Origin of the sequence: Acidovorax sp. LjRoot66, from assembly GCF_964253305.1 — a bacterium.
Taxonomy (GTDB): Bacteria; Pseudomonadota; Gammaproteobacteria; order Burkholderiales; family Burkholderiaceae_C; genus Acidovorax.
Map to the genome: position 1 here is coordinate 2,731,093 of NZ_CAXUQU020000001.1, position 19,329 is coordinate 2,750,421.

Below are 19,329 nucleotides of genomic sequence, written 5' to 3' on the forward strand. Positions count from 1 at the left end.
CCGATTCAGGTGCCCAGCAATTGCTGTTGAGCCGTCTTGCCCTTGCCGCCCAGCTTCATCGCTGCCAGCGCGGCCCGGGTGCCCGCAGGCAATGGCAGCTGGTGCCCCAGTCGCAGTTCCAGCAGCAGTTCGAGCAGTGGCGCCAGGTCCTTGCGTTCGCCGCTTGCTGGGGCCTGCACCATGGCGCAGAGCAGTGCAAACACCGCCGCTGGCATGGCCGCATGGGCCTGGGCTGCGGCAGTGAGGCTCTTGGCATAGCGCGGGCCCTTGACCAGGGGCGTGGCCCACAGGCGGGCCAGCGTCTCGCCCAGGCTGGTGATGTCCAGCCGGCCGTCCTGCACGCCCAACACCAGCGCGTCCACCGCCAGCGCCGTCTGCCCGGGCTCCTTGCCGGCCAGGGCCACGGCCAACAGCAGCCGGGCCATAGGGGTGAAGGGCGTGGTGGGCTCCAGCAGCAGGTCCAGGTAGGCGCGGTTTTGCCACTGGGCCTCCCACCAGTCCAGGTTGCTGGCGATGGTGCGTGTGGCTTCGGCGAGCAGGGGCTCCAGGCCCGAAGGCGGCAGACTGGCTGCAAAATGGATGTGCGCCTCCTGTTCCGCCCAGCGTGGGCGGTCTGTCAGGTGCATGGCGCACAGGGCCAGGGCGACGTGGTGGGGTTGGCTGTGTGCCTGCGCTTGCAGCGCGGGTTCGTGCGTGATGTGGAAGTCGTCGAAGGTGTGGTCGTGCTCGGTGGTCTCTGTTTGCACTTGCCAGTCCAGTTGCGCGTGGCGCGGGCCGTCAGGGCCCAGGTCGCCATACGCGGCCAGCGTGGCCGGGTCGTCCGCATGCGGCGAGCGGATGCGCGCCGAGGCCAGGAACAGGGGGCGTGTCGCTGCATCCTGGGGTACCTTGATGCCGACATCGCCCAGCGCGTAGCGCAGGGCCTGCACCAGCGGGTCTGGTTCCTTGATGCCATGTGCCTCGGTCAGCGCGGCATGGGCCGCATCCGCGTCCCTCTGCTCGGGCACCAGGCGCATCAGCGCCTGCACCTGTTCGGGAATGGGTGCTTGCGCCCCGGCCTGCTGGTGCGCCTGGATGCGCGCCAGCAGTTCGCGCGGGTCGATGAAGCCGCCCAGGTGTGTGGGGGTGGACAGGGGCGTGAGGCCTTGACACGCAAGCGCTTGAGCGATCAGGCCCCGCGTGCGCGGTACGATGAAGTGTTCGACAAAGATGTGCGCCTCGCCAGGCATCGCCATCGCGCTCTCTGCGGTGTCCTCGCCATCCAATGCGGCGGCCATGACTCGGGTGAGCGCGAAGCCGAGCGGCTTGGTGGTCCACTCCAGTTTTTTGGCGCGCTTTTGCAGTGCGAGGAATGCAGGTCGGTCCGCTGCCGCGATGGGTGCCAGCCGCACCAGGGCTCCTGCCACACGCTCCCACTCATCGATGTCGGCGGGGTTCTCCAGGGCATAGGCCATGCGCTCGATCAGGTCGGGAATGTGCTCCATCGGGGGCAGGGCGCGGCTCGCGTCCAGGGGTGAGATGGGGCGCGGTGGTGCTGCCACGGTCGCCCCGATGGCGGCAGACGCTGTCTCGGCAGGCCACGGCGCCGCGGCCTCTCCCACCAGTTGGGCCAGGGCTGGCCGGTTCACGGCCGAGACAAATGGCAGGTAGCTGCGCGCCAGTTCCTGGCCGCCTTCGTCCAGGCCCCAGGTGGTGAGAAAGGCGATGGTTTTCTTCTGCACGTCCGCCGCCGTATGCGCCAGGGCCTGCACGGCCACACCGCTGGCGCGGTGGGCCAGGGCGGGTTCGTTCTTCGCCACCTGGCCCAGCAGCTCCAGCGCCGCCAGCACCTGGGCCTTGGCGGTGGCCGATGCCACGGGCGCGGCGGCTTCGCACACGGCTTCACCCTCCACGCGGCCTGCCTTGTACAGGGCGGCCACCGCCTGCAGCGCCATGCCCGCCGTGGGCGCAATGCGGCTGTGGCACAGCGCCAGGTAGCGGTCAGCCTGCACGGCCATCTCGTCCACGGCAGGGCGCAGTTGCTCGTGGAAGCGCGAGAACCAGCCCGACTTGAACTGCGGCCAGTCGCAGGCCAGCGCGCCCAGGGTTTTGTCCAGCAGTTGCGCGCGGGTGTAGACGCCGCGCTCGCACAGGGTGAGGAAGGCATGGCTCCAATAAAGCTCGGGGTCGTGGCAGTACTTCTCGCGCGCGGCAAAGCTGCCGTCGGAGGTGCCTTCGCGCTCGAACAGTTTCAGCAGGCTGGGCGCTACACCGGGATCGGCATCCACATGCTTGAGCACCACATTGGATTCGTCGCGCAGGTCGCCGTAGAACAGCGCGTCGATGTATTCGTCGGTCTCGGGCCGCTCCACCAGGCCGGCCACGATGGCGCGGTGGATGACGTACGCGTAGTGCCAGTCGTGGTCGCCGTACAACTGCTTGTGGAGCGGTACGGCGGACAGCGGGGGCCGGAACTGCGCCTTGAAGGCGGGAATGTCCTCTATGCCGATGTGCATCCAGTAGTCGCACAGCGGATTGTCCGGCTCGCACAGGAAACGGGCCAGGTCGATGGCGCGGAACAGCCGGTTGGCCCTGGCCTTGTCAAAGGGCTCGCGCAGGTTCAGCGGGTTGCGCTGGTCGGGCCGCAGCAGGCCCCAGCGCATGTGGTTCAGGTGCGCCACGGCGGGCCGGGCGGCGGCTCGCTCTGCCGGGCCCATGGCGGCCAGCAGGTCCATCACGGCGGGGATGTCGCCAGCGAGAAGGCCCTTTTCGAGCGGTGTGTCGTAGCGGCGGGTGGCGTCGGTGGATGGCATGGGGGATTCAGGTCCGTTCAGTTCAATGCAAAGCGGCGGCTGCTGCACAGGCGGCGAGCACATGCTTGCATGGCCCGCGCTCTCCCTGGTGCTTGGCGAACCAGGGGCAGGTGCAGCGCACCAGCCCATCCACCTCGCGCACGCGGTAGCTGACGTCGGCGCTCTGCACTTCGGCATCGAGCGGGGCGGTGGACAAGAGGCGCACGGCGCCGGCCTGCAGCAGCGCGCGGGCATCGGCCAGGCGCGGGTTCATGTCGTCGAGCTGGGCCAGGTCCATGGGCAGCACGCGGTGGAAGTAGGCACCGTGCACCAGGTCATAGCCCACCAGGCCCGATGCGCCCAGAAGCTGCAGTGCGCGGTCCACATCGGCCACGGGCCACTGCAGCGCGGCCGCGAGCTCATCGCTGCGCAGCGTGTCCTGCCAGTGCAGCCGGGCGCGCACGGCGCTGGCGGGGCGGCCTTCATCGGCCAGCACCAGCGCCTGCAGGGCCTGGCCCTCGCCCGAGAAGCCGCGCCACACCTCGGCGCTGAGTACCAGCGTCAGGCGCATGGTGCCGAAGTCCAGGCACCAGGCGCTGGCCTGCTGCTGCGCGTCGGCAAACAGGGTGAGCGTGCGCGCCTTGGGCAGCAGGGTCTCGAGCACGCGCAGCCGGCTGCTGTCGGTAAACCTCACGCCGCTGCCATCGTTCTGCGCCGTGGTGCGCAGGCCCTGCGGCCCGGCCACCACCCACAGCGGGGTCTTGCTGGTCGATGCCCTGGGCAGGCCGCGCACAAAGCGCAGGGCGGGAATGGCCCCCACCTCGAACACCTTGCGCATGGCCGCCTGGTAGCTCTGCACGGCCACCATGCTGCGCAGCCAGCGCAGGGGCAGCTCCACCTTTTTCTCGACCACCTGCGCGCCGGCGGTGTGCAGCGTGAAGGCCGCGGCTCCTACCGACAGGGCCAGGCCATCGGCATCGCGCACCTGCGCCAGCGCGGCGCGCATCGGCGCGTTGAAGTCGATGTTGGTCGTGCCCTTGCCGACGATGTCGCCCGCGTAGGCGCCGGGCTCCATGTCCACCCGGATGTAGGTGCTGCAGCAGGCCGAAAAGCCTTCGAGCCGCAGCATGCTGCTGCCGGCCGTGACCACCGGGTCGGCCAGCGCCACCGCCTTGGCCACGCTGTTGGCCGGCGTGAAGAAGCGCGACCCCACGAGCAGGTGCACGGCGCTCAGCAGCTGCGCGGCCAGTTGGGGCTGGTGCAGCCGGCCCTCGAAGAAATGCGGGTGGGGCACTTCGGCGGGCGACGAGGTGGCCAGGCGTAGGTGCGGTGCGGCGCCGGCCCCCACGTCCATGGACGAGGGCTCGGCATAGCGGTAGGTGTGGGCGAACTGGAGCATGGGTTGGCTGCGGTGGCGGGGCGATTCTGGCAGAGCCAGCGGTCAGGGTTTTGGCGCCAGCCGTGCGTCGAGAATCATCTTCAGAAGCCGCCCGAACTGTTCATCGTTCACCTGGTTCCTGGGGTTGTCGGTGTCCACCCGGTGCACCACCACCAGGTCGTACGCCGGTACCACGACCACCAGGTGCACGCCAACGCCCTGCGCCGAAAAGGTGCCCGCGGGCACGCGGACGGACGGCAGGTGGCGCCCGTCCACCTCCACCCACCACATGTAGCCATAGCCCCCGTCCACTCCTCTATCGGAGTAGGACTGCAGGCTTTGCTGGATCCATGCAGCCGGAATCAGCTGCTTGCCGCCCCATTGCCCGCCGCGCAGGTACAGGAGCCCGAAGCGCGCCAGATCGCGGGCCGACATGTGCATGGGGTAGGCGGCGTGAATCGAATCATTTCCTCTGAAATACTCACCGTCTTGCGCACGCCAGTCCTGCATCTGCAGAGGTTTGGCAAGGCGCTCTACGAAGGCGGTGTAGAAGCCCGTTTTGGCCTGCGCTTCGTAGATGGTGTTGAGCGCATTGAAGTCCCAGTTGTTGTAGTACCAGAAGCTGCCCGGCGCATGGCTGCCACGCGCCGGCCGGGCGGCCGCCATAGCGGGGCTCTCGTACAGGGCGGGGTGGTAGACACCGGATCGGGCCTTGAGCAGGTCGCCCACGGTGGCGCGTTTTTCGGCATCGGTGAGCGCGGGCGCGTTGTCGTCGATGCCCAGCTCGCCCAGGGTGGCGTCGATCCGCATCTTGCCCTCGCCCACCGCGATGCCGATCAGCCCGCTCAGGATGCTCTTGCGAATCGAGTGGATGTTGTAGCGGTCCTGCGTGCGGCCCCATTCGTCGAGCACCTTGCCATTGATCACCAGCATGACCGCCGCCGTGTCGAGGCCCTTCGAGTGCTCGCGCGCCAACGCCAGCTTCGGGGTGGACCAGCCCACCGCCTCGGGCGAGGCGATGCGCTCCCACTCGGCGCCGGGTACCGGGGCCGCATCCGGGGCGGCGATTGCCTGCCCTGCCAGCAACAGGGCGAAGCCCGCAACCCATCGCCACGGTGCACAGATGATTCTTGCCATCGCTAGCATCGGATGCCTTCCTCCAGGTGGAGCAGGGTGCCGGATCGGATCCCTGGTGCTGCCGATGCTATCCACTCCCGCCATCTGCATGCTGGGCATGTTGTGTGCTTGCCCTGCCGGCAGGCGGGGCCCGGCAGCCGCAACGCCCCCGAGGCCCTGTGCGCAGTACCCCCAACGCCTGCGCGCAGTACATTACGCGGGCCAACAACCCTGAAAGCGTCTACGGTGAACCGAATCAACCCCAAGGCCCTCATCGTGGGCACCTCGCTCCTGCTGGCACTGTCCATCCTGGCCGGTGTGGTGCTGGTATCCCTGCAAGGCCTGCTGCTGGCCATGGAGGGGCAGAGCGAAGAGCAGATCATCCAGGCCTTGGCCGACCTGGCCGACGACGACGGCTACCTGGTCTGGAGCATGGTGCTCGGCGCTCTGGTCAGCGTGCTGGGCGGCCATGTCGCGGCGCGCATTGCAGTCGTGTACCCGTATTTCAACGGCCTGGCGGTGGGCGTGCTGAGCACGCTGGTGGGTTTCGCCTTCTGGAGCGAGCTGCCGCTGTGGTTCAACCTCGCGGGCATCGTTGTCACGCCGGCCTGCTGCGTGCTGGGGTCGCACCTGGCGGTGCTGCGCGCGCAGGCATCGGCTGGTCGCCTGGGATAGGCCAACCCCCATAATCCGTGCCAGAGGCCGTCTGCATCGGCCCGCAACAACCATCTTGGAGGAAGTGCACATGAAGGGCAACGTCGCTGCCATCGTTCTGGTCGTGCTGGGGGTGTTCTTTCTGCTCACCAACCTGGGGCTCATCAGCATCAGCCTCAAGGAGTTGCTGGTGACCTGGTGGCCGCTGGCGCTGATCGCCATCGGCGTGGCGCTGTTCTTCACGCCCCGGGAAAAGTAAGCCACGCCTGCCGCAGGCGCTTGCGTCCGCTACGATCGCCGCTCCAACAAGGGAGAGGTCATGGGTAAGAACGTGGTGGCGCTGGCGATGGCGTGGGCGCTGGCTGGCGCCTGGGGCGGGGCGTTGGCGTCCGAAAAGCCGGTCGAAGCGGTCAGCGTGCTGGTCCAGGGCGCCAGCAGCCGTGCCGGCGCCGGGGCCGAGTTGCTGGCAGACTTTCAAGGGGTGGCCGAGCCGGGGCTGTTCAACAAGGCGGACGATGCCGCGCTGGCCCTGGATGGCGCCATCGCCGCAGTCCAGCGCATTGACACCTTGGCCAGGCCCCAGTTGGCGGTCGCATCGCTGGCGTACCTGAGGGCGGCGCAGAACCTGGTGAAAAGCCTGCTCGACGCCCGCCGCAAGGCGCTGCACGCGGACACGCTGGACCGCGAAGGCGCCAAGGCCGTGACCGACCTGAAGGCCGCCAAAGACAGTGACAGGCCGGCGCTGCTGGCGCACATGGAGACGGTCTTCGGCCAGAGCGACGAGGCCGAAGCCGCCATGAAGGCGTCGGTGGCCCGCGCGACCTCGGCCCTGGCCGAGCTGGCGCTGCGCAGGGAGCTGCTGGCCGCCCAGTTGGGTTCGCCGGATGCACTGGTGCCAGAGAAGACCCTGGCTGCGGTCAAGCGTGGCCTGCAGACGGTGCAGCCTCAAGAAGAGTAGGCCACCGCGACAGCTGTCACGGGTGTGGCGCCGCATCCTTGTCGCGCGCATCCACAAACGCCGGCGCCGCTCCGAAATACCCCCGGAACAGATTGCGCGCAATGCCATGCGCCGCCACCTGCAACTCCTGCGCGAACGCGGGCGCGAACAGGCGGCCCGTGTGCTCTTGCCACAGCCCGACCCAGGCCGCGAAATGCGCGGGCGTGATGCCGGTCAGCTCCATGTGCTTGCCGAACACATCGCCCTTGAAGCTGCGCGCGCCCAGCGCCACCGTGCACCAGAAGTCCACCAGCCGCGCCAGGTGCGCGTCCCAGCGGCCATGCAGCGCGGCCTCGAACACGGGGCCCAGCAAGGGGTGGGCGCGCACGTCGGCATAGAAGCTGTGCACCAGCAGCGCCATGCTCTCGGTGCCGGGCTCCAGAAAGTCCTTCTCGGTCATCGGTGGCTCCTGCTCAGTGGCAACCGCATTGCGTGCTGGCACAGCCGGCCGCGCTCGCCTGCGCTTCGAAGGGCGGAAACAGCACATTGTTCTCCAGGTGGATGTGGCTGATCAGGTCGTCATTCAGCTGTGCAATGCCCGCATACAGCGCGCGCCAGGTGTTGCAGGCATCCTCGGGCGGGATAGTGTCGTGCGCCAATGCGTTCAAGCGCTCAAGCGCCGCACCGTGGTCGGTATGCTCGGCGCGCAGCACGCTGATGGGCATGCCCACGAAGGGGTTGCCGCCCGCGCGCAGCAGCGGGAACAGCACGGCTTCCTCCTTGCCCATGTGCTCCAGCAGCTCTGAGTGCATGGCCTCCAGCGCATCGGCCAGGCCCGTGGGCACGGCGGGGTGGCTGCGGTGCACGGCCTCCACGCGCCGCGCCATGCGCACCAGCTCGGGCAGCTGTGCGCGGTGCACCTCGTGGTAGCGCGCGATGATCAGGTCGATGAGCGCATTCGCACTGGCGCCCGCCTGGGGCAGGGCATCGCCGCGCTGCAGCTGCGCCAGTTCAGCCAGCACCGCCTCGGCATCCAGCCCCCTGTCGGCCGCCGCCTGCGCCAGGCTCACCTGGCCGCCGCAGCAGAAATCGAGCTTCAGGCGCCGGAACACCGCCGTGGCGCCCGGCAGCTGCACGGCGATCTGACCGATTGGCTGCTGCGCATGCAGGTCAAAGGGCGCGCCAGCAGGGGCGTGGGCAAAGGAGGCAGGGTCACGGGCGTTCATGGCGGTCCTTTAAAGATTCATGCAATATGTTTATTTTAAGTGGTATTTGAAATGAATCTTTATTTTGACCATGGTGCCGGTGGTCTCTTTGATCTGTCTCAACCAGGCGCCATCCGGGCCCGGGATGCTCAGAGGCTGGGAATTTTTTGGCCGTGTCCGAAGTGCGCGCCAAAACGCCTCGGATCTAGGCGCAAAGCACAGCCATAGCTCGGGCTATGGCGAGCATTTGCAACGAAGAGCCGGGGTGTTTTGGCGTGCAAGGCGGGCATGGACGAAAGATTTTCAGCCTCTCAGGTATAGCGGCGTTCCAGCGCGTCCCAGGCCGGCTTGCCGACCAGGCGCTGGCGCTCGGCGAACGGGGCGACCAGCGCGGGGTCTTCTTCGAGGCGCCGGTCGTCGCGCAGCACCCCGAGGGCCTTTTGCATGCCCGCCACGGCGCCTTGCAGGGCTGCGTTGGCATAGAGCACGAGGCCATAGCCCATGCCGCCCAGCTCCTCAGCGCCGAAGATGGGCGTCTTGCCGCCCACCACCATGTTCATGAGCTGCGGGCGGTCCAGGCGCTGCGGCAGCGCACGGATTTCATCGGCGGTGGTCACCGCTTCGACGAACAGGATGTCGGCGCCTGCCTCGGCAAAGCGCTGCGCGCGCTCCACCGCCGCCTCGAAGCCGTGCACCGCACAGGCGTCGGTGCGCGCCAGGATCAGCAGGTCGGCGTCCTGCCGCGCATCGGCAGCTGCCTTGATCTTGTTGACGGCCTCTTCGGTGGAGATCACGTCCTTGCCCGCGAAGTGGCCGCAGCGCTTGGGCGCGACCTGGTCCTCGAACTGGATGCAGTCGGCGCCCGCGCGCTCCAGCGTGCGCACGGTGTGGCGCACGTTGAGCGCGTTGCCAAAGCCGGTGTCGGCATCGACGATCAGCGGCAGGCCCACGGCGTCGCGGATGCGCGCCGTGTGGTCGGCCATCTCGGCCAGTCCCACGAAGCCCTGGTCCGGCAGGCCGAACCACATGTTGGTGACGCCGGCGCCGGTGATGTAGATGGCCTCGAAGCCCAGGTCTTCAATGACCCGGGCCGAGAGTGCGTTGAAGGCGCCCGGCACGATGGCGCCGCGGCGTGCCTGCACCAGGGCGCGCAGTTGTTGTTTGGTATTCATGGGTGGCCTGGAAAGAACGGAAAAGCAGACGGGCAGTGGATCGGTGGTGCGTGTGAGGGCTGCGTGCTCACTTTTCCTGCATCTGCGCCGCCTTGACGATCTCGCCCAGGCGCTTGCGCTCGGCGTCGACGAACTTCACGAACTCCACCCGCGTGCCGCCGATGGGCTCGATGCCCATGCCCTTGAGCTTGGCCACGGTGGCGGGCTCGCGCATGGCTTTGTCCACGGCAGCGGCGAGCTTGTCCAGGATGTCGGTGGGCGTGCCGCGCGGCGCATGCAGGCCGGCCCAGTGCGCGATCTGCAGCTCGGGAAAGCCTTGCTCGACGGCGGTGGACAGCTGCGGGTAGGCCGAGATGCGCTGCGTCCAGGTGGTGGCCAGCGCCTTGAACTTGCCGTCGCCGCGGATGTGCGGCAGCGCGATGATGCTGGCCTCGGAGGTGCCATCCACCTGCCCGCCCAGCACGGCCGTGGTGCTCTCCGAGCCGCTCTTGTAGGGTATGGGCTGCAGCCTGGCGCCGTACTTCACGTTGAGCATCTCGGCCACGAAGTGGGGCGTGCTGCCGGTGCCGGCGGTGGCGAAGTTGAAGCCCGCGCCCTTCTTCGACGCCTCGACGAAGTCGCGCAGGTTGTCGTACGGCGCCGACTTGGGTACTACAACCACCGAAGGCGCCAGCCCGATCATGACCACGGGCACCAGGTCCTCGTCCTTGAAGGGCAGGGACTTCTTGATCATGCTGTTGGAGATGACGCCGGCCGCGCTGATCAAGAAGGTGTAGCCGTCGGGCGCGCTCCTGGCCACCAGCTCGGCGCCGAGCGAGCCGCCCGCGCCGGGGCGGTTTTCGATGATGACGGACTGCTCCAGCACCTTGGCTGCGCCCTCTGCCGCCGCGCGTGCCAGCAGGTCGTTGGCACCACCGGACGAGAACGGAACCACAAAGCGGATGGTCTTGGCAGGCCAGGCCTGGGCCTGTGCGGCCAGGGGGAGCATGCAGGCGACTGCGGTGGCCGCGGCGGCGGCCGTGCAGGCCATGGAGGAAAGGCGGGGGAAGTGCATCAAGTGTGTCTCCTGGTTTTATGGCGGTACGGGGTGCACCGATGGCAACAGGGTCTGTGCAATCGCTGTGCCAACGGGCCGATACGGCCTTGTTGCAATTCAAGTCATTGATTTGAAAGGATTTTTCTCCTCTGCAGGGTGCCTTGGCATTGTTGTGTATCTCATTTGTGTTTCAATAATGGATCAATAAAATTGATTGAAATGAATCTTTCCCACCCCGTCAGCTTGCCCCATGGGCCCGCCGCAGTCCGCCCGCTGCGCATCGTCGCCGTGGCCCGCCACCGGCTGGGCCGGGTGCTGGCGCGGCTGGTGCCGGAGGTGGCTGCGCAGGCGCAGATCGAACTGGTGGCGCATGCCTTCGACGATGCCGTGGTGGCCGTGCGGGCCCTGCATGCGCAAAGCCCCGTCGACGCGGTGGTAGCGGCAGGGGCCAGCGGCGAATGGCTGCGCCAGCACCTGGACATACCGGTGGCAATGGTGGAAGTGCGGGGCTCCGACCTCATGCGCGCGCTGGCCGCAGCGCGCGCTCTGTCGCCCAGGGTCGGCCTGGTGTCGTTCGATGGGCCGTCGGAGCACCTGGCACAGCTCGATGCGCTGTTCGGCATGGGCATCGCGCAGTTCAGCTACCGCAACCCTGAGGACGGGCCGGCCTGCATAGAGGCCCTGCGCGCAGCCGGGGTGGAGGCGGTGGTCGCCCCCGGGCTGGTGGCCGACCTGGCCGAGCAGGCCGGCATTGCCAGCGTGCTGATGTATTCGGACGACGCAGTGCGCCAGGCGCTGCAGGACGCCGTGCACCTGGCACGCCACAGCCGTGCGGAGCGCTCGCGCCACGAACGGCTGGGCACCATCCTCGGCCAGTTGCAGGACGGCGTGGTCGCCGTGGACCTGCGCCAGCGCATCGAGGCCCTGAACCCTGCCATGGCCGAGCTGCTGGGCGCATCCGTCGCACAACTGGTCGGCCGCGTGCTGAGCGAGGTGGAGCCCGTGCTGGACCTGGGCGCCACGCTGCTGATGCGCGATGCCCCGGCCGAGGAGGTGCTGCAGATCGGCATGCGCACCCTGGTCGTGCGGCGTGCGCCCATCGTCGAAAACGGCGAGGTCACCGGTGCGCTGCTGGTGTGCCGCGACCCGGCCGTCATCCAGCGCGCCGACCGCCACCTGCGCGCCAACCAGCGCCAGCGCGGCGCGCCGGCGCGCTACCGAATCGAGGCCTTTACCGGCACCAGCACGGCGGCGCGGCGCGTGCGCGAGCTGGCGCAGCAGTGCGCGGCCAGCGATGCCACGGTGCTCATCACCGGCGAAAGCGGCACCGGCAAGGAGCTGGTGGCCCAGGGCATCCACACCGCCAGCCGGCGCGCGAGCCAGCCCTTTCTGGCCGTGAACTGCGCCGCGCTGGGTGAAAGCCTGCTCGAAAGCGAGCTGTTCGGCTACGAGGAAGGCTCCTTCACCGGCGCTCGGCGCGGCGGCAAGACCGGGCTGATCGAGGCGGCCCACACGGGCACCTTGTTCCTCGACGAGATCGGCGACATGCCGCTGGCGCTGCAGACGCGGCTCCTGCGCGTGCTGCAGGAGCGCGAGGTGCTGCGCCTGGGCGCCACCGCCGCCGTGCCGGTGGACCTGCGCGTGATCGCCGCCACCCATGCCGACCTGGCCGCGCAGGTCGAGCGCGGCCTGTTCCGGCGTGACCTGTACTACCGCCTGGCGGTGCTGCGCATCGAGACGCCGCCCCTGCGCGAGCGCGGCTCCGACATCGCCCCCCTGGCCAGCAGCCTGATGGCGCGCCGCGCCGCCGCAGCGGGCGTGCCCGCAGCGCAGGCATCGGCCTGGTTGGCCGCCCTGCTGGAGCTGGCTGCAGGCTACGGCTGGCCCGGCAACGTGCGCGAGCTGGAGAACCTGGTGGAACGCCTGCTCGCCTGCCACGGCTACCTGGCCCCGGGTGGACGGATGGACCGCGCCCGGTTGCTCGAAGTGTTTGCGGAATGCACGCAGGAGCGCCCCGTGCCCGTGCGCGAACGCCTGCTCAAGGGCGCACGCGTGGCTGCGGAGCGCCAGCGCGTGCGCGAGGTGCTGCAGTCGGTGCAGGGCGACCAGGGCCAGGCCTGCGCCATCCTGGGCATCAGCCGCTCGACGCTGTGGCGGCGGTTGCGTGAGGAAAATTCAACGCCTTAAAGTCCGCCCAGCGGGTGCTGTGCAATGGCCTGCAAGCGGCCGTCCCTCACTGCGCCCACGGTCAGGGACTGCAACTGGCCAGCGATGTCGACGCCTGCTTGGTTGAGCCCGTCGCACAGGGCCTTCGCCGCCGCGATGTCGCTTGTGGACGCGATCGTGATGTGTGGAATATAGGGAATCTCCAACAGCAAGTGCGGGGCCAGGACGCCGGTGTAGAGCCTGTCGTGCAGCCGCGCGATGGCGCTGTTGCCCTCGTCGGGCACCAGGAACACGTAGGCGCCGGCATCGGGCCCGCCCGCGTGCAGCATGGCGTGGCGGCAATGGAAGCGGATGGGCTGCGCATGCCTTGAGATGGCCGCCACATGCGCCAGGTAGGCCGCTTCAGGTACGGCCGAGCAGCCGAACACCAGCGTGAAATGCGGCGCCACCAGGTCCACCTGCGGATCGTGCTGGCGCCGAACGCCGTCGATGAAGGCCTGGGCCGATGCATCCACGCCCAGGTAGGCCACTGTGTAGAGGGGCGTGTGCGGCGTGTCCATGCGGCGGGGCGATGAAAGGATCGGTCGTGGCGGGCCCCATCGTACCGGCCCTGCGTGCGGAGCGGAAGCACGCGCAACGATTTACATCAACCGTCATATCTCACCCCCGCAACAACTCCCCCACCACCCCCGCCACAAACCGCACCCCCGCATCCTGCTGCCGCCGCGCATGCCAGGCCAGGTGCAGCGCAAAGCCTTCTATAGCGATAGGGGGCTCAAACACCGCCAGGCCGCCAAACGGGCTGCTGTCGCCACCAACGCCAACCCCGCCAGCAACCGGCAGACAGCGTCGCGGCACCATGGCGATCAGGTCCGAGCTGGCCAGCAGCGGTGGCACCAGCAGAAAGCTCGGCACCACCACGCCCACGCGGCGTGTGCGCTGCAAGGCCAGCAACGCCTGGTCCAGCGCGCCGCGCGTCTCGCCCCGGCCCGAGACCAGTACATGCGGGTACTGCAGCCAGCGCTCCAGGTTGAAGTCCTTCGCCGCGGGGTGCCCGGCGCGCATGCACACGGCGTACTGCTCGTGCAGCAGCTCCTCGCGGTGGAACGACGCCTCCACCGCCGGGAAGACCGACACCGCCAAATCCAGCCGCCCGCGCGCCATGGCGTCCAGCGCATCGGCCGCACCGTGCCAGGGCTCCACCACCAGGTTGATGCCCGGCGCACTCGCCGCCAGCCGTGCGTGCAGCGGGCCGACCACCATCACGGCCGGGTAGTCGGCCATGACGATGCGCACCGTCTGGCGCAGCGTGGCCAGGTCCACCTGGGGGTGTGGGTCGATCACGCGCGCCGCATCGGTCAGCAGGCGCGACAGGGGTTCGCGCAGGGCCTCGGCCTTGGGCGTGAGGCGCATGCCGCCCTTGGCGCGTTCGAGCAGCGGGTCGCCGAACAGGTGGCGGCAGCGCTCCAGCGCGTTCGACATGGCCGGCTGCGACAGGCCCAGCCGCTCGGCCGCGCGCGTCACATGGGCCTCGTCCAGCAGGGCCTGCAGCACCACCAGCAGGTTCAGGTCTATGCCACGTAGATTCATGAAATCAATGAGTTGATATACGAATTATCCGTTGGATTAATTGTCGTCCGGATCGCATCCTTGGGGCATCTACCCACCCACAGGAGCCATTGATGACCGATACCACCATCACCACCACCACTGCCCCCGTCCGCAGCATCGACACCCTGGTGCTGCTGTTCCACCCGCGCTTTGCCCAGTCCGCCACCAACCGCGCGCTGGCCAATGCCGCCGCCGCACTGCCTGGTGTGGAGGTGGTGGACATGGCGGCCCTGTACCCCGAGGGCAGCGCCATCGACGTGGATGCCGAAGTGCGCCGCCTGCTCAGCGCCCGCCGCGTGGTGCTGCAGTTCCCCGTGCAGTGGTATGCGACCCCGCCCCTGCTCAAGGCCTGGCAGGACGCGGTGCTGACCCGCATGTACTACATGGCCTACGCGAGCGAAGGGCGCCATCTGGAAGGCACGCCCCTGCTGGTGGCTGCCACGGCAGGCAATGTGCCCGAGGCGTACACGCCCACGGGCCAGAACCTGTTCCCGCTGGCCGACCTGCTGCACCCGTTGCACGCCACGGCCCACCGCTGCGGCCTGCCCTGGGCCGAGCCGTTTCTGGTGTACCGGGCCGGGAAAATGGGCGCAGCGGAACTGGCGGGGGAGGCGGCGCGCTATGCGGCGCGGCTGCGGGCGTGGGGTGCAGGTGCGGGTGCGGGTGCGCTGGAGCATGGCAGCATTGCATGTGCCGAGGAACTGCTGGGCGCTGCAGCCTGATGCCCTGGCGCGCCGGTGGGGGTACCTGCTGCGCCAGAGCCGCAGCCAAGACACCTTCGGTCAGTCGCTCTCGGCATGAGTTCCGCCCCTTCCATGCGGGTAGCCAATGCACATCGCGTTGCAGTTGGCACGGGTAGTGAAAGGACCCTCTGCACAAATCCCTGCGGCCGTTGGCAGCGCGGCCTCGGGCGGTCCGCTGCGTTGCTTCTCTTGCCAATAGCCCTGCTATTGGCTGCAAGAAGATGCCTTGCGGCCCATCCCGATCCGCGCTACCACCGATCCGCGAGGTTTATGCAGAGGGTCCTTAAGGGATTCCCCCAGGTTGGGCTGTCACACGGGCTTATCATTCCCATGGCAGGCAGCCCCCAACCAGCCGCCGCCCATGCGCCTTCCCGACCGCCACTCCTGTCAATGACCACCGCCACACCTTCTTCGGATTCCGCTGCTGCATCCCCCGCCTTGCAAAAGCCCAACCTCTTCGTTCGCATCCTGCGGGTTCTCATGTCCCGGGTGGCCCGGGTCACGGTGACGGGGGCTGAGCACCTGGACGGGCCGGGTGGCAAGATCGTGGTGTGCAACCACGTGGGCTGGTCGGACCCGCTGTGGGTGGGCTATGCCGCCTTGCCGCGCAAGCTGCACCAGATGGCCAAGAAGGAGCTATTCGAGACAAAGCTGGGTGCCTGGTTCGTCAGCTCGGGCGGCGGCTTCCCGGTGGACCGGGGCAGCCCCTCGACCGCCACCATCCGCCAGGTGGTCTCGCTGGTGCAGGCGGGCCAGTTGGTGCTGATCTTCCCGGGGGGCACGCGCAATGCCGAGAACCCCGAGGCCAAGCGCGGCGCGGCCACCATTGCGCTGCGCGCCAAGGGCCAGATCGTGCCCGCGCACTTCGACGGGCCGGGCGAGATCCGCGCCAGCCACTTCTTCACCCGCCCGCGCATCCGCATCACCTTCGGGCCGCCCATCGTGCTGCCGCCCGATGCCACGGCGAACAAGGAGTCGGCGCTGGCGCTGACGGTGGCCATGGACGAGGCGATGAAACGCGTGGCCGAGCAGCGTCCTACCTGAACCGCTGCGCGCCTGTTCTGCAGCGTTCAGCCCGCCAAGGCGCTCCAGCGCGGCAGCACCTGCGCCCACCACAGCCGCCAGCGCATGCCCCAGCCGGGCGTGTAGCCCGTCGTGGCAAAGCGCACCTGGCCCTGCGCATCCACCACCACCAGCGCCGGTACCACGCGCACACCCCAGGCGCGTGACAGTTCTGCCTGCGGGTCGACCGCAGTAGGCCAGGGCATGCCGCGCTGGCGCTGCACCTGGGCCACGCGCGCGGCGGGGCCGGACTGCATGGCAATGCCCAGCACCGGCCAGTCGGCCGAGAGGGCCGCAACGGAGGGCTCTTCGATCTTGCACACCGGGCACCAGTCGGCCCAGAAATGCAGGGCCACGGCGCGGCCAGGGTGCATTGCGCGCCATTGGTCCAGCGTTGTGGTGGTGCCATCGGCCAGGGTGATGGCAGCATCGGGCGCCGGCCCGCTCGGCAGGTCGCGCGTGCGCCAGGCATCCACGCCGGCCACCACCAGCACGGCCAGCAGCAAAGTGCCCAGGTGCTGACGCCAGCCCCGGCGCAGCGATTGCCAGGCGCGAAAGGGCAGTGCGCGAATACCGGTGGTGGGCTGCATCAATGTCTTTTGGTTGATGGTTCGATCACTGTCGAGCCGCTCACAAAGCTCAGCGCAGCGGTTCTGGCTAGGCGTTCCGTCGCAGACAGTACGCCAGTACGGCAAGACGGAGCAACGACGCCAGAAGAGCTTTTTGAGTGGCGATCAGCGCAACACTTCCAATAGGCGGTCGAGACCACCTTCGTTGATGGCCACCTTGGCCTGCGCGCGCACGGCGGGCTTGGCGTGGTATGCCACCGAGAGGCCGGCCGCACCCATCATGGGCAGGTCGTTGGCGCCGTCGCCCACGGCGATCGCCTGCGATGGGTCGATGCCCATGAGCGAGGCCACTTCGAGCAGCGTGCGGCGCTTTTCGGCACCGTCGCAGATGTCGCCCCAGGCCTGGTCCACCATGCGGCCGGTGAGCAGGCCGTTGTCCACCTCCAGCATGTTGGAGCGCGCGAAATCAATGCCCAGGCCCTCCTTCACACGGTCGGCAAAGAAGGTGAAGCCGCCCGAGACCAGCAAGGTGGTCAGGCCTGCGGCCTTGGCCGCGCTGACCAGTTCCTTGGCGCCCGGGTTGAAGCGCAGGCGCTCGCTGAACACCTGCTCCATGTGCGCCACGGTCACGCCCTTGAGCAGGGCCACGCGCTGGCGCAGGCTTTCCTTGTAGTCGGTGATGATGCCCTGCATGGCCGCCTCGGTGATGGCGGCCACCTCGGCCTTGCGGCCGGCGGCGTCGGCGATCTCGTCCACGCACTCGATGTTGATCAGGGTGGAGTCCATGTCGAAGGCAATCAGCTTGTAGCTCGACAGGGACAGCGGGGCGTCTATGCCCTGGACAACAAGGCCGGGGGCGAATTCGGTGGCGTTTTTCATGGGGAAAGGGGCGAATGCGGGGATCGGAAGCCCCAATGGTATCGCCCGCGCAGGTGTCCCGTGGCGGCCTGAGGAATCCGGGCGCCCATGCCGACAGGGCATAGCTCCCAGTGCAGGGGCCGGGTGGTAGGACAATCCTGTTTTTGTCATAGTGCAATGCATGACTTTTCCTTTGATCCCTGAGCGCCGGGCCTTTCTGCTGCTGGCCGCGGCCATGGCAGGCACGGGCGTGGCCGCGCAACCTGCCGACAAGCGCCCCATCCGCCTGGTTGTGCCCTTCGGCCCCGGCGGCGTGGCCGACCTCACGGCGCGCACCGTGGCGCAGAAGATGACCGAGGCCACGGGCCAGAGCATCGTGGTGGACAACAAGCCCGGCGCGGGCGGCATCGTTGCGGCAGACGCCGTGGCCAAGGCGGCGCCTGATGGCCGCACGCTGCTGCTCATGTCCAACGGCAACGCGGTGAGCGCGGGCCTGTTCAAGAGCCTGCCGTTCGACCCGGTCAAGAGCTTCACCCCGGTGTCCATGCTGGGCACCTTCGACATCGCCCTGGTCACGGGTGGCAAGTCGCGCTTCAAGGACATCGCCGCGCTGCTGGCCTATGCCAGGGCCAACCCCGGCAAGCTCAACATCGGCACCATCAACATCGGCAGCACCCAGCACCTGGCGGCCGAGCTGTTCAAGCGCAGCCTGGGCATCGATGTGACCATCGTGCCGTTCAACAGCACCTCGGCCGTGGTCAGCGCGCTGCTGGGCGAGCAGGTGGATGCGGGCGTTGAGATTCTGGCGCCGGTGCTGGCGCAGATCTCGGGCAACACGCTCCATGCCCTGGCCGTGATGGGCGAGAAGCGTTCGACCGCGTTGCCCAACGTCCCCACCGTGGCCGAGAGCGGCGCGCCCCAGTTCAACGTGGCCTCGTGGAACGCCTTTGCCGCTCCGGCCGGCACGCCGCCCGACGTGATCGCGCGGCTGAACAAGGACACCAACGCCGCGCTCAACACGCCCGAGGTCAAGGCGCGGCTGTTGCAGCTCGGTGTGCAGGCCAGCGGCGGCACACCCCAGGCGCAGGCCGACTTCTTTGCGCGCGAGATCAAGCGCTGGGGCGATGTGATCCAGCAGGCCGGGATCCAGAAGCAATAGCAGCAGGCAACAGGGCGGTGCCTGCCCATGCCGCCAGCGCATCGGCAATGCGCCCAGGCTGGTCTTCGGGTGCCATGTGGCCGGCATCGCCGCAGGCCTGTACTTCCAGGCTGGCAATGTGCTCACGGCACCAGGCCTCCATGGCCGGGCCGATCATCAGCGTGGGCGACCCGGTAAAGGTGAGCAGCAGCTTGGGCACATCGGTCGAGCCGGCCAGCCAGGCGCCATAGGCCTGCACCCGCTCAACCACGTCGGCGGGCGAGCCTTCGAGCGGCATGGCGCGCGGCCAGGCCAGCAGCGGGCGCCGGCTTGCGGGCGTGGGGTAGGGCGCCTCGTACACCGCGCGGTCGGCCGCAGACAGGGGCGTGAGCACCGTGGCCGTGAGCGACCCGGCGAGGAACTGGTTCAACTCCATGACCAACTGCTCCCCCAGGCCCGGCGTGCGAAACGCCTCGAAGCGCGGCCGCGCCGCTGCAGGGAAGTCCGCCCAGGACATGGGCTTCACGATGGTCTCCATGAAGGCGATGCCGCGCACCCGGTGTGCATGCCTGCGCGCCCAGTCGAAGGCGAGCGACGCACCCCAGTCGATGCCCACGAGCACGACTTCCTGTAGGTCCAGCGCGTCGAAACACGCCGCGAGGTAGCGCGCATGATCGTCGTAGCTGTACACGATGTCCGGCTTGCCGGATTGCCCCATGCCGATCAGGTCGGGCGCCAGGCAGCGGCCCAGCACCTGCGTGCGTGGCAGCACCTTGCGCCACAGGTGCGACGAGGCGGGGTTGCCGTGCAGGAAGACCCAGGTCGGGCCAGCACTCCCCGCAGGGGCGCCGGTGTCTTCGTAGTGCATCTGCGAATCGAGAACGAAAACCGTGGGCATGGGGAATTTCTGTAA

At 68.5% G+C, this 19,329-nt stretch carries 19 protein-coding genes; 7 read left to right on the top strand and 12 right to left on the bottom strand.

The annotated features are described in order from the left end of the window. Positions 1 to 5 precede the first annotated feature (5 nt). Genes ACSQ3Y_RS12610 through ACSQ3Y_RS12620 form a run of 3 tightly spaced genes read right to left on the bottom strand, consistent with a single transcriptional unit; the run spans position 6 to position 5,295 of the window. Positions 6 to 2,792, bottom strand: a complete 2,787-nt coding sequence (locus tag ACSQ3Y_RS12610) for a DUF6493 family protein (protein ID WP_436177482.1) — start codon at positions 2,790 to 2,792, stop codon at positions 6 to 8. A 22-nt stretch (positions 2,793 to 2,814) separates the two neighbouring features. Next, positions 2,815 to 4,170 (bottom strand): SWIM zinc finger family protein, encoded by a 1,356-nt coding sequence (locus tag ACSQ3Y_RS12615; RefSeq protein WP_436177483.1) that lies wholly within the window; start codon positions 4,168 to 4,170, stop codon positions 2,815 to 2,817. Between the two features lie 42 nt (positions 4,171 to 4,212). After that, a complete protein-coding gene (locus ACSQ3Y_RS12620; protein WP_436177484.1) occupies positions 4,213 to 5,295 on the bottom strand; it encodes a serine hydrolase domain-containing protein in 1,083 nt (360 codons plus the stop codon). A 216-nt stretch (positions 5,296 to 5,511) separates the two neighbouring features. On the opposite strand from ACSQ3Y_RS12620, the gene ACSQ3Y_RS12625 reads away from it, so the two are divergent. From ACSQ3Y_RS12625 to ACSQ3Y_RS12635, 3 genes are all read left to right on the top strand, one after another. Then, entirely contained in the window at positions 5,512 to 5,940 is a 429-nt protein-coding gene (locus tag ACSQ3Y_RS12625; RefSeq protein WP_057204166.1) for a hypothetical protein, read from the top strand. 70 nt (positions 5,941 to 6,010) lie between these two features. Further along, on the top strand, positions 6,011 to 6,178 hold the full coding sequence (locus ACSQ3Y_RS12630) for a LiaI-LiaF-like domain-containing protein (RefSeq protein WP_164470688.1): 168 nt from the start codon (positions 6,011 to 6,013) through the stop codon (positions 6,176 to 6,178). A gap of 60 nt (positions 6,179 to 6,238) precedes the next feature. Beyond that, positions 6,239 to 6,877 (top strand): hypothetical protein, encoded by a 639-nt coding sequence (locus tag ACSQ3Y_RS12635; protein WP_436177485.1) that lies wholly within the window; start codon positions 6,239 to 6,241, stop codon positions 6,875 to 6,877. A gap of 16 nt (positions 6,878 to 6,893) precedes the next feature. Here the strand turns inward: ACSQ3Y_RS12635 and ACSQ3Y_RS12640 are convergent, their stop codons facing one another. From ACSQ3Y_RS12640 to ACSQ3Y_RS12655, 4 genes are all read right to left on the bottom strand, one after another. Next, a complete protein-coding gene (locus ACSQ3Y_RS12640) occupies positions 6,894 to 7,316 on the bottom strand; it encodes a group III truncated hemoglobin (RefSeq protein WP_436177486.1) in 423 nt (140 codons plus the stop codon). A 13-nt stretch (positions 7,317 to 7,329) separates the two neighbouring features. After that, on the bottom strand, positions 7,330 to 8,082 hold the full coding sequence (gene ytfE, locus ACSQ3Y_RS12645) for an iron-sulfur cluster repair protein YtfE (RefSeq protein WP_436177487.1): 753 nt from the start codon (positions 8,080 to 8,082) through the stop codon (positions 7,330 to 7,332). A gap of 290 nt (positions 8,083 to 8,372) precedes the next feature. After that, complete coding sequence (locus ACSQ3Y_RS12650; RefSeq protein WP_436177488.1) at positions 8,373 to 9,233, bottom strand: isocitrate lyase/PEP mutase family protein; 861 nt, start codon at positions 9,231 to 9,233, stop codon at positions 8,373 to 8,375. Between the two features lie 67 nt (positions 9,234 to 9,300). Next, positions 9,301 to 10,263 (bottom strand): Bug family tripartite tricarboxylate transporter substrate binding protein, encoded by a 963-nt coding sequence (locus tag ACSQ3Y_RS12655; protein WP_436180117.1) that lies wholly within the window; start codon positions 10,261 to 10,263, stop codon positions 9,301 to 9,303. 225 nt (positions 10,264 to 10,488) lie between these two features. On the opposite strand from ACSQ3Y_RS12655, the gene prpR reads away from it, so the two are divergent. Then, a complete protein-coding gene (gene prpR / locus ACSQ3Y_RS12660; RefSeq protein WP_436177489.1) occupies positions 10,489 to 12,456 on the top strand; it encodes a propionate catabolism operon regulatory protein PrpR in 1,968 nt (655 codons plus the stop codon). Here prpR and ACSQ3Y_RS12665 read toward each other — a convergent pair. Then, the gene (locus tag ACSQ3Y_RS12665; protein ID WP_428001616.1) at positions 12,453 to 12,995 is read right to left on the bottom strand and encodes a 2'-5' RNA ligase family protein; all 543 of its coding nucleotides are present in this window, start codon (positions 12,993 to 12,995) and stop codon (positions 12,453 to 12,455) included. The genes prpR and ACSQ3Y_RS12665 overlap by 4 nt on opposite strands. 100 nt (positions 12,996 to 13,095) lie before the next feature. Then, entirely contained in the window at positions 13,096 to 14,025 is a 930-nt protein-coding gene (locus ACSQ3Y_RS12670) for a LysR substrate-binding domain-containing protein (protein ID WP_436177490.1), read from the bottom strand. Between the two features lie 92 nt (positions 14,026 to 14,117). On the opposite strand from ACSQ3Y_RS12670, the gene ACSQ3Y_RS12675 reads away from it, so the two are divergent. After that, positions 14,118 to 14,768 carry an NAD(P)H-dependent oxidoreductase gene (locus ACSQ3Y_RS12675; protein ID WP_436177491.1) on the top strand — a complete coding sequence of 217 codons (651 nt, stop codon included), beginning with the start codon at positions 14,118 to 14,120 and terminating at the stop codon, positions 14,766 to 14,768. A 411-nt stretch (positions 14,769 to 15,179) separates the two neighbouring features. Then, entirely contained in the window at positions 15,180 to 15,833 is a 654-nt protein-coding gene (locus tag ACSQ3Y_RS12680; protein WP_057204175.1) for a lysophospholipid acyltransferase family protein, read from the top strand. A gap of 26 nt (positions 15,834 to 15,859) precedes the next feature. Here the strand turns inward: ACSQ3Y_RS12680 and ACSQ3Y_RS12685 are convergent, their stop codons facing one another. Both ACSQ3Y_RS12685 and serB read right to left on the bottom strand, forming a co-directional pair. Then, on the bottom strand, positions 15,860 to 16,441 hold the full coding sequence (locus tag ACSQ3Y_RS12685; protein WP_436177492.1) for a redoxin domain-containing protein: 582 nt from the start codon (positions 16,439 to 16,441) through the stop codon (positions 15,860 to 15,862). A gap of 144 nt (positions 16,442 to 16,585) precedes the next feature. Beyond that, positions 16,586 to 17,299 carry a phosphoserine phosphatase SerB gene (serB, locus tag ACSQ3Y_RS12690; protein WP_436177493.1) on the bottom strand — a complete coding sequence of 238 codons (714 nt, stop codon included), beginning with the start codon at positions 17,297 to 17,299 and terminating at the stop codon, positions 16,586 to 16,588. Between the two features lie 160 nt (positions 17,300 to 17,459). Here serB and ACSQ3Y_RS12695 point away from each other — a divergent pair, with 160 nt between their 5' ends. After that, complete coding sequence (locus ACSQ3Y_RS12695) at positions 17,460 to 18,437, top strand: Bug family tripartite tricarboxylate transporter substrate binding protein (RefSeq protein WP_436177494.1); 978 nt, start codon at positions 17,460 to 17,462, stop codon at positions 18,435 to 18,437. On the opposite strand, the gene ACSQ3Y_RS12700 is transcribed toward ACSQ3Y_RS12695, so the two are convergent. Beyond that, positions 18,388 to 19,314, bottom strand: coding sequence for a haloalkane dehalogenase (locus tag ACSQ3Y_RS12700; protein ID WP_436177495.1), 927 nt, complete (start codon positions 19,312 to 19,314; stop codon positions 18,388 to 18,390). The two genes, ACSQ3Y_RS12695 and ACSQ3Y_RS12700, sit on opposite strands and share 50 nt — an antisense overlap. Positions 19,315 to 19,329: the final 15 nt, after the last annotated feature.

Excerpts from the sequence above, each read along its gene's own strand:
- ACSQ3Y_RS12615 (WP_436177483.1), bottom strand. The coding sequence starts at position 4,170 with ATGCTCCAGTTCGCCCACACCTACCGCTATGCCGAGCCCTCGTCCATG.
- ACSQ3Y_RS12620 (WP_436177484.1), bottom strand. The coding sequence starts at position 5,295 with ATGCTAGCGATGGCAAGAATCATCTGTGCACCGTGGCGATGGGTTGCG.
- ACSQ3Y_RS12665 (WP_428001616.1), bottom strand. The coding sequence starts at position 12,995 with ATGGACACGCCGCACACGCCCCTCTACACAGTGGCCTACCTGGGCGTG.
- serB (WP_436177493.1), bottom strand. The coding sequence starts at position 17,299 with ATGAAAAACGCCACCGAATTCGCCCCCGGCCTTGTTGTCCAGGGCATA.
- ACSQ3Y_RS12700 (WP_436177495.1), bottom strand. The coding sequence starts at position 19,314 with ATGCCCACGGTTTTCGTTCTCGATTCGCAGATGCACTACGAAGACACC.
- ACSQ3Y_RS12675 (WP_436177491.1), top strand. The coding sequence starts at position 14,118 with ATGACCGATACCACCATCACCACCACCACTGCCCCCGTCCGCAGCATC.
- ACSQ3Y_RS12630 (WP_164470688.1), top strand. The coding sequence starts at position 6,011 with ATGAAGGGCAACGTCGCTGCCATCGTTCTGGTCGTGCTGGGGGTGTTC.
- ACSQ3Y_RS12650 (WP_436177488.1), bottom strand. The coding sequence starts at position 9,233 with ATGAATACCAAACAACAACTGCGCGCCCTGGTGCAGGCACGCCGCGGC.
- ACSQ3Y_RS12610 (WP_436177482.1), bottom strand. The coding sequence starts at position 2,792 with ATGCCATCCACCGACGCCACCCGCCGCTACGACACACCGCTCGAAAAG.
- ACSQ3Y_RS12670 (WP_436177490.1), bottom strand. The coding sequence starts at position 14,025 with ATGAATCTACGTGGCATAGACCTGAACCTGCTGGTGGTGCTGCAGGCC.
- ACSQ3Y_RS12635 (WP_436177485.1), top strand. The coding sequence starts at position 6,239 with ATGGGTAAGAACGTGGTGGCGCTGGCGATGGCGTGGGCGCTGGCTGGC.
- ACSQ3Y_RS12655 (WP_436180117.1), bottom strand. The coding sequence starts at position 10,263 with ATGGCCTGCACGGCCGCCGCCGCGGCCACCGCAGTCGCCTGCATGCTC.
- ACSQ3Y_RS12640 (WP_436177486.1), bottom strand. The coding sequence starts at position 7,316 with ATGACCGAGAAGGACTTTCTGGAGCCCGGCACCGAGAGCATGGCGCTG.
- ACSQ3Y_RS12685 (WP_436177492.1), bottom strand. The coding sequence starts at position 16,441 with ATGCAGCCCACCACCGGTATTCGCGCACTGCCCTTTCGCGCCTGGCAA.
- ACSQ3Y_RS12695 (WP_436177494.1), top strand. The coding sequence starts at position 17,460 with ATGACTTTTCCTTTGATCCCTGAGCGCCGGGCCTTTCTGCTGCTGGCC.
- ytfE (WP_436177487.1), bottom strand. The coding sequence starts at position 8,082 with ATGAACGCCCGTGACCCTGCCTCCTTTGCCCACGCCCCTGCTGGCGCG.
- prpR (WP_436177489.1), top strand. The coding sequence starts at position 10,489 with ATGAATCTTTCCCACCCCGTCAGCTTGCCCCATGGGCCCGCCGCAGTC.
- ACSQ3Y_RS12680 (WP_057204175.1), top strand. The coding sequence starts at position 15,180 with ATGACCACCGCCACACCTTCTTCGGATTCCGCTGCTGCATCCCCCGCC.